The sequence below is a fragment of the Oryzibacillus soli genome (assembly GCF_051594765.1).
Lineage (GTDB): Bacteria > Bacillota > Bacilli > Paenibacillales > NBRC-103111 > Paenibacillus_AR.
On record NZ_JBPPGJ010000005.1, the window covers coordinates 340,981 to 356,223 of the forward strand.

General features: G+C 56.0%; 13 protein-coding genes. 12 read left to right on the plus strand and 1 reads right to left on the minus strand.

Annotation, left to right across the window (positions count from 1 at the left end):
* Positions 1 to 3: 3 nt before the first annotated feature.
* The 9 genes from eutC to ACSEXW_RS09330 all read left to right on the plus strand — a co-directional run bounded on the left by eutC (position 4) and on the right by ACSEXW_RS09330 (position 8,506).
* Entirely contained in the window at positions 4 to 696 is a 693-nt protein-coding gene (gene eutC, locus ACSEXW_RS09290) for an ethanolamine ammonia-lyase subunit EutC (protein ID WP_438445849.1), read from the plus strand.
* A 37-nt stretch (positions 697 to 733) separates the two neighbouring features.
* Entirely contained in the window at positions 734 to 859 is a 126-nt protein-coding gene (locus ACSEXW_RS09295; RefSeq protein ID WP_438445850.1) for a hypothetical protein, read from the plus strand.
* Positions 860 to 901: 42 nt separating this feature from the next.
* On the plus strand, positions 902 to 2,470 hold the full coding sequence (locus tag ACSEXW_RS09300; protein WP_438445851.1) for an amino acid permease: 1,569 nt from the start codon (positions 902 to 904) through the stop codon (positions 2,468 to 2,470).
* Positions 2,471 to 2,664: 194 nt separating this feature from the next.
* Complete coding sequence (locus tag ACSEXW_RS09305; protein ID WP_438445852.1) at positions 2,665 to 3,564, plus strand: AraC family transcriptional regulator; 900 nt, start codon at positions 2,665 to 2,667, stop codon at positions 3,562 to 3,564.
* Between the two features lie 141 nt (positions 3,565 to 3,705).
* Complete coding sequence (locus ACSEXW_RS09310) at positions 3,706 to 5,160, plus strand: serine hydrolase domain-containing protein (RefSeq protein WP_438445853.1); 1,455 nt, start codon at positions 3,706 to 3,708, stop codon at positions 5,158 to 5,160.
* A 173-nt stretch (positions 5,161 to 5,333) separates the two neighbouring features.
* A complete protein-coding gene (locus ACSEXW_RS09315) occupies positions 5,334 to 6,392 on the plus strand; it encodes a Gfo/Idh/MocA family protein (RefSeq protein ID WP_438445854.1) in 1,059 nt (352 codons plus the stop codon).
* A 128-nt stretch (positions 6,393 to 6,520) separates the two neighbouring features.
* On the plus strand, positions 6,521 to 7,186 hold the full coding sequence (locus ACSEXW_RS09320) for a DUF421 domain-containing protein (RefSeq protein ID WP_438445855.1): 666 nt from the start codon (positions 6,521 to 6,523) through the stop codon (positions 7,184 to 7,186).
* A gap of 111 nt (positions 7,187 to 7,297) precedes the next feature.
* Positions 7,298 to 7,786 (plus strand): GNAT family N-acetyltransferase, encoded by a 489-nt coding sequence (locus ACSEXW_RS09325; RefSeq protein ID WP_438445856.1) that lies wholly within the window; start codon positions 7,298 to 7,300, stop codon positions 7,784 to 7,786.
* A gap of 105 nt (positions 7,787 to 7,891) precedes the next feature.
* A complete protein-coding gene (locus ACSEXW_RS09330) occupies positions 7,892 to 8,506 on the plus strand; it encodes an SGNH/GDSL hydrolase family protein (RefSeq protein ID WP_438445857.1) in 615 nt (204 codons plus the stop codon).
* A 62-nt stretch (positions 8,507 to 8,568) separates the two neighbouring features.
* On the opposite strand, the gene ACSEXW_RS09335 is transcribed toward ACSEXW_RS09330, so the two are convergent.
* Positions 8,569 to 9,984 (minus strand): FAD-dependent oxidoreductase, encoded by a 1,416-nt coding sequence (locus ACSEXW_RS09335; protein WP_438445858.1) that lies wholly within the window; start codon positions 9,982 to 9,984, stop codon positions 8,569 to 8,571.
* Positions 9,985 to 10,134: 150 nt separating this feature from the next.
* Here ACSEXW_RS09335 and ACSEXW_RS09340 point away from each other — a divergent pair, with 150 nt between their 5' ends.
* The 3 genes from ACSEXW_RS09340 to ACSEXW_RS09350 all read left to right on the plus strand — a co-directional run bounded on the left by ACSEXW_RS09340 (position 10,135) and on the right by ACSEXW_RS09350 (position 14,103).
* Positions 10,135 to 11,202 (plus strand): LacI family DNA-binding transcriptional regulator, encoded by a 1,068-nt coding sequence (locus ACSEXW_RS09340; protein WP_438445859.1) that lies wholly within the window; start codon positions 10,135 to 10,137, stop codon positions 11,200 to 11,202.
* Between the two features lie 309 nt (positions 11,203 to 11,511).
* On the plus strand, positions 11,512 to 12,684 hold the full coding sequence (locus ACSEXW_RS09345; protein WP_438445860.1) for a tyrosine-type recombinase/integrase: 1,173 nt from the start codon (positions 11,512 to 11,514) through the stop codon (positions 12,682 to 12,684).
* Between the two features lie 918 nt (positions 12,685 to 13,602).
* A complete protein-coding gene (locus ACSEXW_RS09350; protein WP_438445861.1) occupies positions 13,603 to 14,103 on the plus strand; it encodes a hypothetical protein in 501 nt (166 codons plus the stop codon).
* The last annotated feature ends 1,140 nt before the right edge of the window (positions 14,104 to 15,243 follow it).

Consider the following 15,243-nt stretch of genomic DNA (forward strand, 5'->3'; position numbering starts at 1 on the left):
CGGATGGAGGAGCCCTTAGAGCGCTTGAAAGCATCCACGCCGGCCCGGATTGCGGCGGGAAGGGCGGGCACGCGCCCGACCACGCGGGAATGGCTCGTGCTCCGGGCAGATCATGCGGCGGCGCTGGATGCCGTGTATGGAGAGGTGCCTGCTGCCCTGCTTCAGGAGCACGGCCTCTTCTCGGTCGATTCCCGCTGCGCCGACAAGGAGGTGTACCTGAAGCGGCCGGATTGGGGCCGCCAGCTGACCTCCGAGGCTCAGGATCGCCTTCGGCGGCATTGCCAGCGCCGGCCCGCCGTGCAGATCGTCGTATCGGACGGCCTAAGCGCCAGCGCAGTTTGCGCCAATCTACGGGATATCCTGCCCGCCTTTCTCGACGCCCTGGAGCTGGAAGGCATCCCGCCGGGAACGCCTTTGTTCATCCCGCGGGCCAGAGTCGGGATCCTGAACGCGGTAGGCGACATCCTGGAGCCCGAGACGGCCGTGCTCTTCATCGGAGAGCGGCCCGGACTCGTCTCGGCCGAATCCCTGAGCGTCTATATGGGGTACCGGCCCCGCAGCGGCAAGACCGATGCGGACCGTATGGTTCTGTCCAATATCCGCAAGGGAGGAACGCCGCCGGCTGAAGCGGGCGCCTACTTGGGCGTGCTGGTCAAGCGGATGCTGGAGGAGAAAAGAAGCGGCGTCGGGTTCTAAGACAAGGCCATTCTTTCTGCCGGGGAGGTGAAGATCGATGGAGACCTTGTGGGGCGTCATCTGCGTCTTGCTGCCATGCTTGTTCGCCATTGGGGTGATGGCGGTGGTCAACCGGAACATTCGGAGCTTCGATGAGAGCACGCACGAGCGGTTTTTGGGTTAGCGCAGGAGAGTGAACAATCCGATGTCTAAGGGAGGCATGACGATGAATCATCTCGAAGATCAGCTTCTGGCGGACAAGAACGAGCTGAACCGATTCGGCTACGCGCAGGAGCTCATGCGCAGTATGGGCGGCTTCTCCAACTTCGCCATTTCCTTCTCCATCATTTCCATTCTGACCGGAGCGGTCTCGTTGTACGGACACGGCTTGACATACGGAGGTGCCGGCATGATGGGCTTCGGCTGGGCCATCGTAGCCTTCTTCGTCCTGTTCGTAGCGGCCTCTATGGCGGAGCTGGCTTCCGCCATCCCAACAGCCGGCGCTCTGTACCATTGGGCTTCGGTGCTGGCGAACGCCAGATGGGGGTGGTATACGGCCTGGATTAACCTGATCGGACAGATCGGCATCGTGTCGGGCATCGGCTATTCCGTAGCGCTATTCGCAGATCCGCTCTTGGCCGACGTCATCGGCTACACCTCCACGGATACGTCGGTGCTGGTGACCTTCGCCGGGATTCTGCTGAGCCACGGCATCATTAATCATGTCGGAATCCGGCTGGTGGCTCGGTTGAATGATTTCTCGGCCTGGTATCATATCGCGGTCGTCGTTGTCCTGGTGGTGTGCCTGGCCTTCTTCTCCAAGCAGGAGCTTCAGCCAGTGTCCTATCTGTTCCATGTGGGTGAGACCTTCTCCGACAAGCCCTACGCCTTGGCCTTCCTGATCGGCCTCCTCCAGGCGCAGTGGACGTTCACCGGCTTCGATGCATCCGCCCACACCATCGAGGAAACGGTTAACCCCCGAATCCGTGCTCCCTGGGGCATCTTCACCTCCGTCGCTTATTCCTTTGTCTTCGGCTTCATCATGCTGGCGTTCGTCACGCTGTCCATCGGAGACGCAGGCGCCGCTGCTTCGGCCGACAACGCCTTCATCCATGTCATCAGCGAGGCGCTGGGCGGCACCTTCGGCACTGCCGTACTCTGGCTGGTGACCATCGCCATGTGGTGCTGCGGCTTGTCCTCGGTCACCTCCTTCTCCCGGATGATGTACGCCTTCTCCCGGGATAAAGGCATGCCGTTCAGCTCCCAATGGTCACAGATCAGCACCAAGTTCCGCACTCCCGCCAAGGCGATCTGGCTGGCCGTGATCCTGTCCTTTCTGCTGGCCTTCACGGATTATCTGATTAAGCTGGCCCAGCCGGATGCCGCCTACGGCACCATCGTATTCCTGACTGCCGTCAGCGTGGTGGGGCTGTACGTCTCCTACGGAATCCCCATCCTTTTGAAGCTCCTGGCCCAGCGGAGCGGCAAGTTCCAGTCCAAGCACAACGGTCCCTGGAATCTGGGAAAATACAGCAATCCCGTCGCCATCGTCTCCCTGGTCTGGATTGTGTTCATCAGCATCATCATGATGATTCCGCCCAACCAGAATGCGGCCTATGCCATGCTGGGGATGATGATCCTGCTCGTCATCATGGATTTCGGCTACTACCGGACCCGGTTCGAGGGACCGAGAGCGGCCCTGCGGCGCAGCGGAGAGGAGCTGGCCAGCCGGGAGAAGGCGTTCGGCGGTCTGTCGATCACCGCCGGGAAAGGACCGGTGGGGGAACGGATCTGATCGGTAGGGCTGCGGCTTCGGCTGCGGCCTTTTTATTTTTCAGATAGGAGCCGGATCGCGATTATAGTATGATAGGGAAGATAGAGGCCGCAGCTAACCGCGGCCATGCGCGGGATACCTAGCAGATTGGTGCATGGATTGCAAGGCAGCCCTGGACCTAATCTTGTATTCTGAAGTTGAAGGGAGGTTATGGGATGGATTGGCTGAATCGGATGAACGGCGCCATCGCTTATATCGAAGAGAATCTGGAGGGGGAGATCGACTACCGGACGGCTGCGGGCATCGCCTGCTGCTCCGTGTATCACTTCCAGCGGATGTTCTCCTACATGACGGATGTGCCGCTGTCGGAGTATATTCGGCGCAGGCGCCTGACCTTGGCGGCCTTCGAGCTGCAGCAAAGCGGGATCAAGGTGATCGACGTGGCGCTGAAGTACGGCTACGAGTCGCCGGAGGCTTTCGCACGCGCCTTCCAGAAGCTGCATGGCGTCGCTCCGACATTATCCCGGAGTATGGGAGTCAACCTGAAGTCCTATCCCCGGCTATCCTTTCACATTACGATTCGAGGGGCTGACGAAATGAACTACCGGATGGTTGAGAAGGAAGCCTTCGCCGTGTTCGGGGTGGAGGAGATTTTTACGACTGTGGATGGGGAGAATCTGAAGGGTATTCCGCAGATGTGGCAGCGTCTGATGCAGGACGGTACGGTTGACCGTCTGGGGATGGCATCGGGGATGGATTGGAAGCCCGGCACGCCCGGAATCTGCCCGGTTAATGCCGTGATGTGCTACCGGGATACCGGCGGCGCCAGCTTCCCTTATATGATCTGCGCCTTCGACTCGGAGAAGGCTCGGACGGAGGGCTATGTCCGGGTGGAGATCCCCGCCTTGACCTGGGCGGTGTTCACCACTGAGGAGTATTCGGTGGAACAGACGACGGCGCAGGTTCAGTCCTTGTGGAAGCGCATCTACACCGAGTGGTTCCCCATGTCGGGCTACGAGCCGGAGACCGGGCCGGAATTCGAGCTGTACGGGACAGCGGAGAGCGGACTGGAGTATTGCGAGGTCTGGATACCCGTGAAGAAGAAGCTGGGATAAACCGGCCTTGCTTAGCTGCAACAATGGTTGGCCACAAAAAAAGGGACTGACCTCGCCGGAGGCAGTCCTTTTTGCGCGCTGCGTATGGTAAAATAAGGGATGTATGCGTTTGCCATTATCCATACGGAAAGGGATGAACCCATGGATTCCACGTTCAAGCTGCCTCGAAGCACACCGGAAGAGCAGGGTGTACGTTCTGAAGCCATCCAGAAGCTCTTGGAGGCGATTCAAGCCAACCGCATTGAGGTTCACAGTCTCATGCTGCTCCGCCACGGCCATGTCATCGCAGAGGGGTGGTGGTCGCCTTACCGGCCCGATGAAGGCCACATGCTGTTTTCCTTGAGCAAGAGCTTCACCTCTACGGCTATTGGGTTGGCACGTGAAGAGGGCCTGCTCTCGCTGGATGACCGGGTGATCGATTACTTTCCGGAGGAGCTGCCTGCGGAGGTGTCCGCGAACTTGGCGGAGATGCGGATCCGCGACCTCTTGACGATGGGGACCGGCCATGACAAGGAGCCTCCCTTCAACCGGGACGGAGAGACCAATTGGGCCAGAGGCTTCCTGTCCGCCGCGGTCGAACACCGCCCGGGTACCCGCTTCGTCTACAATAGCGGTGCAACCTATATGCTGTCGGCGATCCTTCACCAGGTTACCGGTCAGCCCTTGCTGGAATACCTGGAACCCCGTCTGTTCGGCCCGTTAGGCATTAAGGGTGCCCAATGGGAGACCTGCCCGCGGGGCATTGCCGCAGGGGGCTGGGGACTGATGATCCAGACGGAGGATATCGCGAAGTTCGGACAGCTGTATCTGCAGCGCGGCATCTGGAACGGGAAAAGGCTGCTTCCGGCAGGATGGACGGAGGAGGCCACGGCGGGTCAGATCCGGAACGGGAGCGAACCGGATAACGATTGGACCCAGGGCTACGGCTACCAGTTCTGGCGGTGCCGGCATGGCGCCTATAGAGCGGACGGCGCCTTCGGCCAGTTCTGCATCGTCATGCCGGAGCAGGATGCGGTCGCCGTCTTCACCTCGGGCACCAACGTCACGCATCTGCTGTTGAGCGTCCTCTGGAGCGAGCTTCTTCCGGGCCTCGCACCGGAAGCGCTGCCGGCGGATCCTGCGGCGCACGGGAGCTTGTCCGGCCAACTCCGGGAGCTGGCTTATGAGCCTCCGGCCGCAACGGAACAGGTACACCCAGCCGGCAGGCGATGGGAAGGCGGGAGGTACCGGTTAAGTCCGATGCCATTCGGACTTGAGACCATGGCCTTCCGGGTCAGCGGCCGCGAGGCGGAGTTGGCGGTCGGTACATCCTCCGGGGAGCAGACGCTTCTGTTGTACGAGGCCGAATGGCGGGAGAACCAGATCTACCTGTTCCCGCCGGATCGGCTGCAGCGGGTAGCCGCCAGCTTCCGCTGGATCGCGTCGGATACGTTGGAGATCACCTTAAGACTGGTGGAGGGTCCCTTCGTCCAAACCATCACCTGCAGCTTCTCTAAGGATGGGGAAACACTTGAGATGACGGTGGACGCTAATGTCGGTTTCGGTCCGCAGAAGACTTATACGCTGCAGGGCCGCAAGGAAAAGATCGAAATTTGAGAGTCTTCAATAAGAAGATGTAGCCCTAGATGAGCTCTTATGAGGGTTCATGAAGGCAAAATAGCATACAATCATGCCACGAACAGTTCTTGTCAAGCGGGAAGCAATCATGCTACCATTTTTCCATAACAGCCTGATAGGTATTGTGACTCCATGAAGGGATGATGGTTAAGATGCGTTCCAAAGAGTACGGGGTAGCCATTATAGGGTTCGGCGGCATGGGCAGCCAGCACGGCAGACTCATTCCTACGGTTGAAGATATGAAGCTGGTCGGAGCCTGCGACATCGACCCGAAGCGGCAGGATGCAGCAGCCGGCTTAGGCCTGAAAGCGTATACGGATTTGCAAGCGCTTCTGTCGGATCCGGAGGTGGATCTGGTGATAATCGCCACTCCGAACCATGTCCATGCGGAGATTGCCATCGCCGCCATGAGAGCGGGCAAGCATGTGATCTGTGAGAAGCCGGTCACCCTGAACAGCCGGGAGCTGCAGGACATTCTGGACGTTCAGCAGGAGACGGGCATGCACTTTGTTGTCGGCCAGAACCGCAGGTGGGACGAGGATTATCTCGCGGTCAAGAAGCTGGTGGACGAGAAGGTGCTGGGCGAGGTGTTCCATGTGGAGTCGAAGGTTCACGGCTCCCGGGGTATACCCGGAGACTGGCGGGGCAAGCAGGAGTTCGGCGGCGGCATGCTGCTGGATTGGGGGGTCCATCTGGCGGACCGGATTTTGCTCCTGTTCCCGGAGAAGGTGAAGTCCGTCTATTGTCAATTCACCCACATCACCAATGCCGAAGTGGATGACGGCTTCCGGCTGAGCTTAACCTTCGAGAGCGGGCGCACGGCCCTGTTGGAGGTCGGTACGACCCACTACATCAAGAATCCGTTATGGTACGTGAACGGTACGCTGGGGACGGCGGTGATCGAGGACTGGAGCATGAAGGGCCAGATCGTGAAGCTCGCCCATGCATCGGGCAGCCATGATGCCACCCCGATTGTTGCCGGTGCCGGTCTCACCAAGACCATGGCTCCCCGAGTGAACGACCACACGACCACGGAAGAAGCGATTCCGCGGATTCCGACGGATATCCGGGATTTCTACCGGAATGTGCTGGATGCCATTGAGGGCCAAGCGGAGATCATCGTGAAGAACCAGGAAGTCCTGCGGGTCATGAAGCTGCTCGAAGCGGCATTCCGGTCCGTGGAGACGAATCAAGTCGTCGCTTTCGAATAGGCGGGTTAGGAAGCTCCTCGGACGATGCGTCCCGGGAGCTTTCTTTACTTTCACAGAATATGGGAATACTACTCACCATGCCCCACAACCTGTTATCGCCGCTCTTGCGGCGCGGAGGAGGGTTCCCCATGGAGTACTTCCACTTGTCTGTGAAGCTGCTGGTCGGTTTTGTCGTGCTGTTCGTCGTCGCCCGGTTCATTGGAGGCCGCGAGCTGAAGAAGCTCAACGTCTTCGATTTCATCTCCGCCATCGTCCTCTCGGAGCTGGTCGGCAACGTCTTGTACCAAGATGAAGTGACGGCTCTTCACATGAGCTTTGCCCTGGTCTTCTGGACGATCCTGATCTACATCATCGACAAGATGAAGCTGAAGATCCGGAAGGCCCGGTCCTTGTTCGACGGCGAACCGGCGTTGATCATCGAGAAGGGACGAATCCGGAAGCAGGTGCTGAAGGACAAGAGGCTGGATCTGAACGAACTCCTCGTGCTCCTCCGGGAGAAGGAGATCTTCTCCATCCGCGAGGTGGATTATGCGTTTCTCGAAGGAAACGGCAATCTGAGCGTGCTGAGAGGGAGGGCTGCCGATTCCGGAGGGGGCGGGGAAGTGCAGCTGCCTGCACAGCTGATCTTGGACGGACAGATCATGACCAAGACGTTGAACCGAATCGGCCGGGATTCGAAGTGGTTGAACCGGGAGCTTGAGGAACATGGGGTCTCCCATGTGAAGGACGTATTCTATGCCGAATATACGGAAGGCTCGAATCTGCTGGTACAGAAGCAGCCGGACGATGGATAAGGACAGAGGTCTTGAATAGGCTTCTGTCTTTTTTGTGTCCGAGAGGGATTTATTGGATGGGGTATCGAACATGTAGAGGAGATGGCTATCGCAGATGAGGGGGAAAATGCCGTGCACATCATTCAGACCAAGGACTATGAGCTGGTGGCTCGATTGAATAAGGACGTACACGAACTGCATCAACGCCTGTATCCGGACATCTTCAAGCCCTACAATCCGGAGGCAATGAAGACCTTCTTCAAGGAAAAGGTCCAGCAGCCGGACGCCATCTTCCTCGTCCTGGAGCACGACGGGGAGTACGAAGGTTATGCCTGGATCGATATCCGGGATTATCCGGAGACGGATTTCCGGAAGCCCTCCCGTTCGGTCTACGTCCACCAGCTCAGCATCAACGAATCGGCCCGGGGCAAGGGCTGCGGCAGATTCTTCATGGACGCTATCGCGGAGCTCGCCAGAGAGCGGCAGATCACCCGGATCGAGCTGGATTACTGGTCCGACAACGGCCGGGCCCGGAGCTTTTACGAGAAGAGCGGCTTCGTGAGGTCCAGAGAGTTCGTTTATAAGGATCTGGATCTCACCGAAGAGCAGCCGGGCTTATGACTAGCGGCGCCAAGGCGGTTTTTTCGTTAAACAAAAGTGAAACTATTCGTTCCCTTAACCGAAATCTACAATGAAGCTGAACCAGATTTATCGGGAGGGAATCGTATGAACGACGAAAAGTGGAAAGGGCTTGGCTGGGGTACCCTGGGAGACAGCATTACGGCTGCGGAAGGATATCAGCCCTTAGTGGCGGAGGCGTTGGGCTTCGGGCGCGTGGTGAACTACAGCAAAAGCGGCTGCCCCATGTCGGCCGGAGGGGACCGGGATTACGGCGCGACGGTGCATATGTCGGCGGAGGTGGACCCGTCGCTGGAATGCGTCACGGTGTTCGCCGGGGTGAACGATTTCCGGCTGCACAAGCCTCTCGGCCAACCCGGTGTGAAGGATATTTACACCTTCATCGGTGCTTATGAGACGACGGTGGAGCGTGTTCTGACCGCCAACCCGGCTTGTAGGCTAAGCCTGTGGACGCCGCTGCACCGCGACAAGGACGGCTTCGATATCGAGACGGTTAACGAAGCCGGATACCGGCTGGGGGATTACGCCGCGGCGATCCGCGAGCTGGGCTCGCGGTACGCGCTGCCGGTCTTGGACTTATACGCGAACAGCGGCTTCAATCGGCTCACGCTGCCTCTTTTTACATCGGACGGGCTGCATCCGAATGAGGCCGGACACCGGCGGATTGCCGGGATGGCCATCCCTTTCCTGCTCTCGCTCTAAGCGGTCAACAACATAAGCCCTGACACCATCGGTGCCAGGGCTTAAAGCTTATGCCTGCTTCATCAGGCATCCGATTCCTTGTCGAAGGCGACCTGCCCCTCGATTAACGAACGGTCCTCGGATTCGATACCGGGATTCTCTCCTAGCCAAGCCCCTTGCTCCAGCAGCTTCTTCTGCAGAGCGGGCACGGATACCTCACGGAAGCCGAAGCCGCCTGAGGACGCCATGGCCGATGCGATACCCGCCGCTTCTCCCATTGCGAAGCAGTTGGGCATGACGCGTAGCGAGCCCTGTACGGCCCGGTCCGACGAGACGGAGCGTCCGGCCACCAGCAAGTTCGAGACTCCCTTCGGCAGCATGCAGCGGTAGGGGACCCCATGGGATTTGCCCTTGGGCAAGTGCTTGATGGTCATGGTGCTTCCGGCGTTGGCCAGGTGGATGTCGATATAATACGAATTGCGGGCGATATCGTCGGTGAAGGTTCGCATGGTCAGGAAGTCCTCGACCACCAGGGTGTAATCCCCCTGGATCCTCCGGGTCTCCCGGATGCCGACTTGGTCGCCGGTATGGACGAGATGGATGTTCCCGAAGCCCGGCACATACTTGCGCAGGAACCGGATCTGAAGGTCGACCAGCTTGCGGCCCTCGATGGCCGCGCGGGACAGATCCTCTGCGTTGGTGCCGTCAATGCCGAAGAGATGGCCGAAGTTAAATCCGACGGTCGTATCGGTAATCCACGCCATCCCGGAGATCCGCTTCCGTCCTTCGGGCAGGTCTCCGTTCTTCTGAGCCTCCGTCACGGTCCGTTCCAGCTGCGGATGCTCGCCGGTCTCCTCCAGGAACCGGTCGAACCGGGCCCGGTCTACCCCGGTAACCAGATAGCACATGCTGCCGGGCTGCAGTTCGCCATGCTCTCCGCCCAGCTGGAAGGGTACGCCGGCCAGTGCCGCCAGATCCGCATCGCCGGTGGCGTCGATATAAACCTTGGCCTGGACCACGGCACGGCCCGATTTGTTGCTGATGACGAGTCCGCTGATCCGGTCTCCGGTATGAAGCACGCGGTCCACCACGGTATGCAGCAGGATCCGGGCTCCGCTCTCCAGTACGGCGTCGTCATAGACCCGCTTCAAGGATTCGACGTCAATGGGCACCCAATTCAGCATGTCCCGGTAGCGGGAGTGGAACTCGGGGCCTGCTTCCTCCTTCATCCGGTCCAGCAGCTCCAAGCCGATGCCGCGAATTACCGGCTTCTCGCCGTCCGTATAGGGGCAAAATGCCGGAACCAGCGCCGCGGTGCCCATACCTCCCAGGTACCCGCGCTGTTCGATCAATAGGGTAGACGCTCCATTGCGGGCGGCTGCCATCGCAGCAGCGACACCGGATGCGCCTCCGCCAACCACCACTACATCGGGAGTATAACGGACGGGAAGGGCTTCACCGGGGACGAATAAGGTTGCGGATTGCGTTTGTTCGGACATTTGGGGTTCCTCCTTCATTCGGATCAAGATCTTATGTAAGTAATTATAGATTGCCGGACAGAGGAAACTAGTTTAACTTAAGGTTAACGAAAGAACGTCCATCTGTAACCAAAACGCCCAGATCATCATGCTAAGAAAGGGGAGAGGGCATTGCCGATCCGCAAAGCCGTCACCTTAAAAACCATCGCTCAATCCGCCGGCGTGACCGTACAAACCGTCATCAAAGCCTTGAAGGGCAAGCCCGGCATGTCCGAGGCTACCCGAAGGGCCATCATCCAGACCGCCGTACGTCTGGGTTATTACACGATGGACCAAATCCGCAGCCTTCGTCTGGAGCATATCGAGCCGTATCCGGCGGAACGGCTTCGGTTTGTCGTCGTGTATACGGATGAGTCCGCCGTCTACATCCGGAAGCTGGTCGAAGGGCTTCATGAGCGCTTCGCTTCCTTCGGCCATCAGATCGAGGAGTGGCTGCTGCCCAGCCAACTGCCAGAGAACCGGATGGCGGAATGGGTGGAGGAGAGCGGTCTGGAGTACGCGGACGGTGTCTTTATTGCTCCGGCGATGACTCCCCGAGTCTGGGAATCCCACTTATTCCGCCTGCAGAAGCCCAGAATTCTGCTCAATTATCCTCCGCCTGGTGTGAAGATCGACAGTGTGATCTGGGATATCTACGAAGCGGTCTACGAATCGGTGCTCCACCTGATGGCTCTCGGACACAAGCGGATTCTATATGTCGGAGACATCCATTCCCAGAGAGGCTATATCCTCCGGTGGCAGGCCTTCTGCCAGGCGATGGATTCGGAAGGCTTGGACACCGATGCGGCGCATCATTGCCTGGCGGAATTTACGGTGACCGGCGAATGGGAACGGGAGCTCCGGGACCGGCTTGAGCGCTATCGGCCGACCGCATGCATCTGCGGCCTACACCATGTCGTGCCCGATGTATGGAGAATCCTGCAGGAACGGAAGCTTCTGGTTCCCCAAGACGTGTCCCTGGTCGGCTTGCTGAACGAGCAGCCGGAGGAGCTGCCGCTGTTCACCCGTCCACTTCTGCCCATCCGGGAGACCGGATACCGGGCGGCGGACCGGATGCTGTGGCGTCTTGCCAACCCGACACTGCCCTACGAGCACATCCGGATTCAAGGCGAGCTGTTCCTCGGGACAACCGCGGGCCCGCCGCCTATTGAACAGGAGGAGGTTCATCCGGGGAGGTAGCGATCATGAACAATAGGATCATCGACTGGGCGGCCCACGGCATCCAGATGGCAGGCCTCTCATGACAAAACGAAGAGGCCTACTGGCCTGTCCGGTGTGGAGGGAGATGGGCTCGATAAGGCGATGACACCGTTCGCACAAAGTTCATCTGCCGTCCTTGCTTCCTTTAATTCGCACTATCATAATAAGAGTTATCTACTTATCCGAAAGCATCGGAGATCGTTCTGTGGCCGTTCCAGCAGCGGCTGGACGGTCTCTTTTTTGTATTCAACGAATTACCAATCTTGTATACTGGAGGTAGAATTGGTAATGGTCATTCAACTCGGTAAAATGGATGATGACCGGTTAAGCTTGGTCTTTCCCTATAGCGAGGAGATCGTCAATCTTATTCGTCTGATCCCTGGCCGACGCTGGAATCCGCACATGCGGGCCTGGCTGTTTCCTTACACGATCACGCATGTCCAGCAGTTTATGGAGCTCTTCTCTGACTATGAGGTTCACGTGGAGCAGGAGCTGCTGGAGGAATGCGGATTTCTTGGGGAGTGGGCTTCCTTTTCTCAATCGGGTGGAGCTCATTCTACCCATCTCCGGGAAGATTCTGGTGCAAGGATTCCGATATGGGGGGAGGCCGAGGAGGCACGGCTTGTAGAGGCCTTAACGCTTCGGGGTTACAGCCTCCAGACGATCAAGGCCTACTCCGGCCATGTTTCCCGGTTCCTGCAAGATGCTCTGCAGAAGCGGAAGCGGACCTATGACCCGCAGCTGGTGCGCGATTTTTCCCTCACCCTGTTGAATAGCGGCAAGTCCCATGCTTATGTGAATCAAGCCTTAAGCGCCATCAAATTCTATCTCGTCTCTGTCTGTCAATATGGGGAGGAGGCGGGCTTGTGGATTCGCCCCAAGAAGGAGAATAAGCTGCCTTCCGTGCTGTCTGCTCCGGAGGTGATGCGGATCCTGCGGGGAGTGGGGAACCTGAAGCATCGCGCGATCCTGTACTTGACCTATTCCGCCGGTTTGCGCGTGGGGGAGGTCGTACGGCTGAAGATGACGGACCTGGATCTCGAACGGGGCATGCTGCACATCCGGCAGGGCAAAGGGCGAAAAGATCGGTATACGCTGCTTTCTAAGATCGCTTACGCCGTCCTCCGTTCCTACTTAGAGGAGGAGCAGCCGCAGAATTGGCTCTTCCCCGGACAAAATCGCGGCAGCCACCTTCGTGAACGTACCGTCCAGAAGGCCTTCGAACATGCCCATCGCACCTCTGGCATTACCAAACCGGCCACCGTCCATACCCTGCGCCATTGCTTCGCGACCCATTTATTGGAGAACGGAACGGATCTGCGCTATATTCAGGAGCTGCTAGGCCACCAGAGCTCCCGCACCACCGAGCGCTATACTCACGTCACCGTCAAGGACATCCGCCGCATCCAAAGCCCGCTCGACCGGCTGTTCAGCAGCAGGGATCATCAGGAAGAACAGTGAGGGAGCGAAGGAAGGGAGAGGATGGAGGTCGGAAGGGCGGGGGATGATGGAGGTCGATAGGGCGGGAAATGATGGAGGGGGAGATAGGGGAGGAACTAAGGAAAGAAGGAGACGCAGGGGGTATGGGAGGTGACAAAGAGTGAGAAAGAGACACATAGGGATGTCTGGAGGCGCCAAAGCGGTGTCCCGACATCCTCCCTTGCCGCCGCACTTCACAAACACCCCCATAATCCGTCGCATTCACGAACCCTTTCGCAGATACTCTTGGTACAATGTTATTCGCGTAATACGTAGAATGGGAGTTATATGAAACTGGCGAAGTACTTAAAAATCAAATACAGAGGTGAGAGTTATTTCTGGTGAAGCTATATTAGCAACCTCCATTTCCGTTATTATATTTTTATTTTTCATTACTGTATTAATATACGAAAGAAACAAAAACAGAATAGATATGTCATTACCGGTTATTAGAACTCCATCGAGGGTTTTGAAATTGTGGACCGAGGATTTTAAGAGTGGAGTTAATTCTCCAAGAATGATTTATTATTTTGCTAGATTTCAAGTTAATGATAAGCAAGTTGATTTAAGGATAAGAAAGAAATCTATATACAATGAACTCTATTTGGGACTGGATGGAAGACTGGTATATCAGAATAAAAAGGACGGAAACATATTTATTGATTTTATTAAAGAATAAACCCAGTGTTTGTAACTCATGAAGTCGCCAGCATCATATAACACCGTATTCACGCTGCGTGCCTTACGGCCCTTGGTCTGCAGGGGCTTTTCGGAGAAGTGGAATCAGCAGACAACCCTGCACTGGCTAAGTCCGTCGGACCCGGCGCTGGCGCGCCTTAAGCCAGTGAGGGTTCGTGAATACAACAACGTTAGCTGAAATTACCGAAAGGAAAAAAATAAATGAAAGAGATCAACTTTCAAAACAAAAGGCTTCTCTTCCCAACACGTTCTGAGTGGGAAGAAATATTTGATAATAAAATTTCTGAAATTTTCGGATATAAATTATTAAATGCAGAACTCGCTAAAGGATTTATATCACATTATCTTGATGATTTTGGAACACAAGGTACAAAGACGATTGCAGTACTGGAGAAAGTTCCTTGGAAGGAAGGTCAATGGTGGCCAAGAATATTATATTGCTTTAATGGATTAACTTTAGAAAATGAACGTCTATGCACACTTGTTTCGAATGATAATTTAATATATGTGTATTATCGACGTTTTCATTGTTTTGATTGTAATCTAGATATTGATGCTTTTTGTTTTGATAGGGATGCTTATATTTTTAATAAAGAAGAATTGAAAGCAGCATACAAAAACTTAATAACAAAGAATGAATGTCCAAAATGTAAAGGATCAGTGCGAAATCCTGGACTCATTGAAATAATAAAGACTTTCTAAGTACTTGTATGTAATCCTTCGAACTCGGTAACATCAGCTAACACCGTATTCACGCGGCGGGCCTGACGGCCCTTGGTCTGCAAGAGGCTTTTCGAAGAAGCAGATTCAGCAGACAACTCCTGCGAGGCTAAGTCCGTAGGACCCGGCAGCTGGCGCTGCCTTAAGCCTCTCGGGTTCGTGAATACAACAACGTTATACGCAACCCCTGAGAGACAATGACATTTAAAGATAAGTTACGCGCGAGATCATTCGAATAATTCTGTGACCCCCTTCGAGCCGCGATATTGATAATTAAAAATCGAAGAGACATTGAGATCGAAGAGACATCGAAGGTAAAGAGAATTGAAGGTCAAGAGACATTGAAGGCCAAGAGACATAAAGGTCAAGAGACATTGGAGGTCAAGAGATATTGGAGGTCAAGAGACATTGAAGATCAAGAGACAAGAAGATGGATTGTTTTTCGAAGAGGCCAGGGGCAGCGTATAACACCGTATTCACGCGGCGGGCCTAACGGCCCTTGGTCTGCAGAGGCTTTTCGGGGAAGTGAAGTCAGCAGACAACCTCTGCGAACCTAACCGCGTCGCGGCCGATCGAGAGCCAACTTCGCGTATGGCTCTGTGCTTCCTTAAGGTTCTCGGGTTCGTGAATACAACAACGTTAACTGAAATCGGCTAATGACTATTATGGTGTATTTCGATGGAGAATGTTGAAAACCAATAAAAGCCAAATAACACGCGAGACAAAGCGAGCTATTCTGTAACCCCCTTCGATCCCGCGAGTCATTTCATTACTACAAACGATTGAAACAGATTAAACTCGCGCGAGATCATTCGCAAAGTCCTGTGACCCCCTTCGAGCCGCGCGAGCCGAGAGAAGGAGAAGAAAAAAATAAATTAGAACTGAAGAAGATAACACGAGACTAATCGAGGATAACAGTAACCCTTTCGATCCGTCTATGATGGAAAATACAGTAATGATGATAAATGACATAGAAGAATCAGGGAAAATAGGATAAATATGAAGTGTAAGAGATGGGATTTGCATGAGTAATCGAAGAAGAGCCGACTTCAGTTAACACCGTATCTACGCGTCGGGCCTAACGGCCCTTGGTCTGCAAGAGGCATTTCGGGGAAGCGGAAT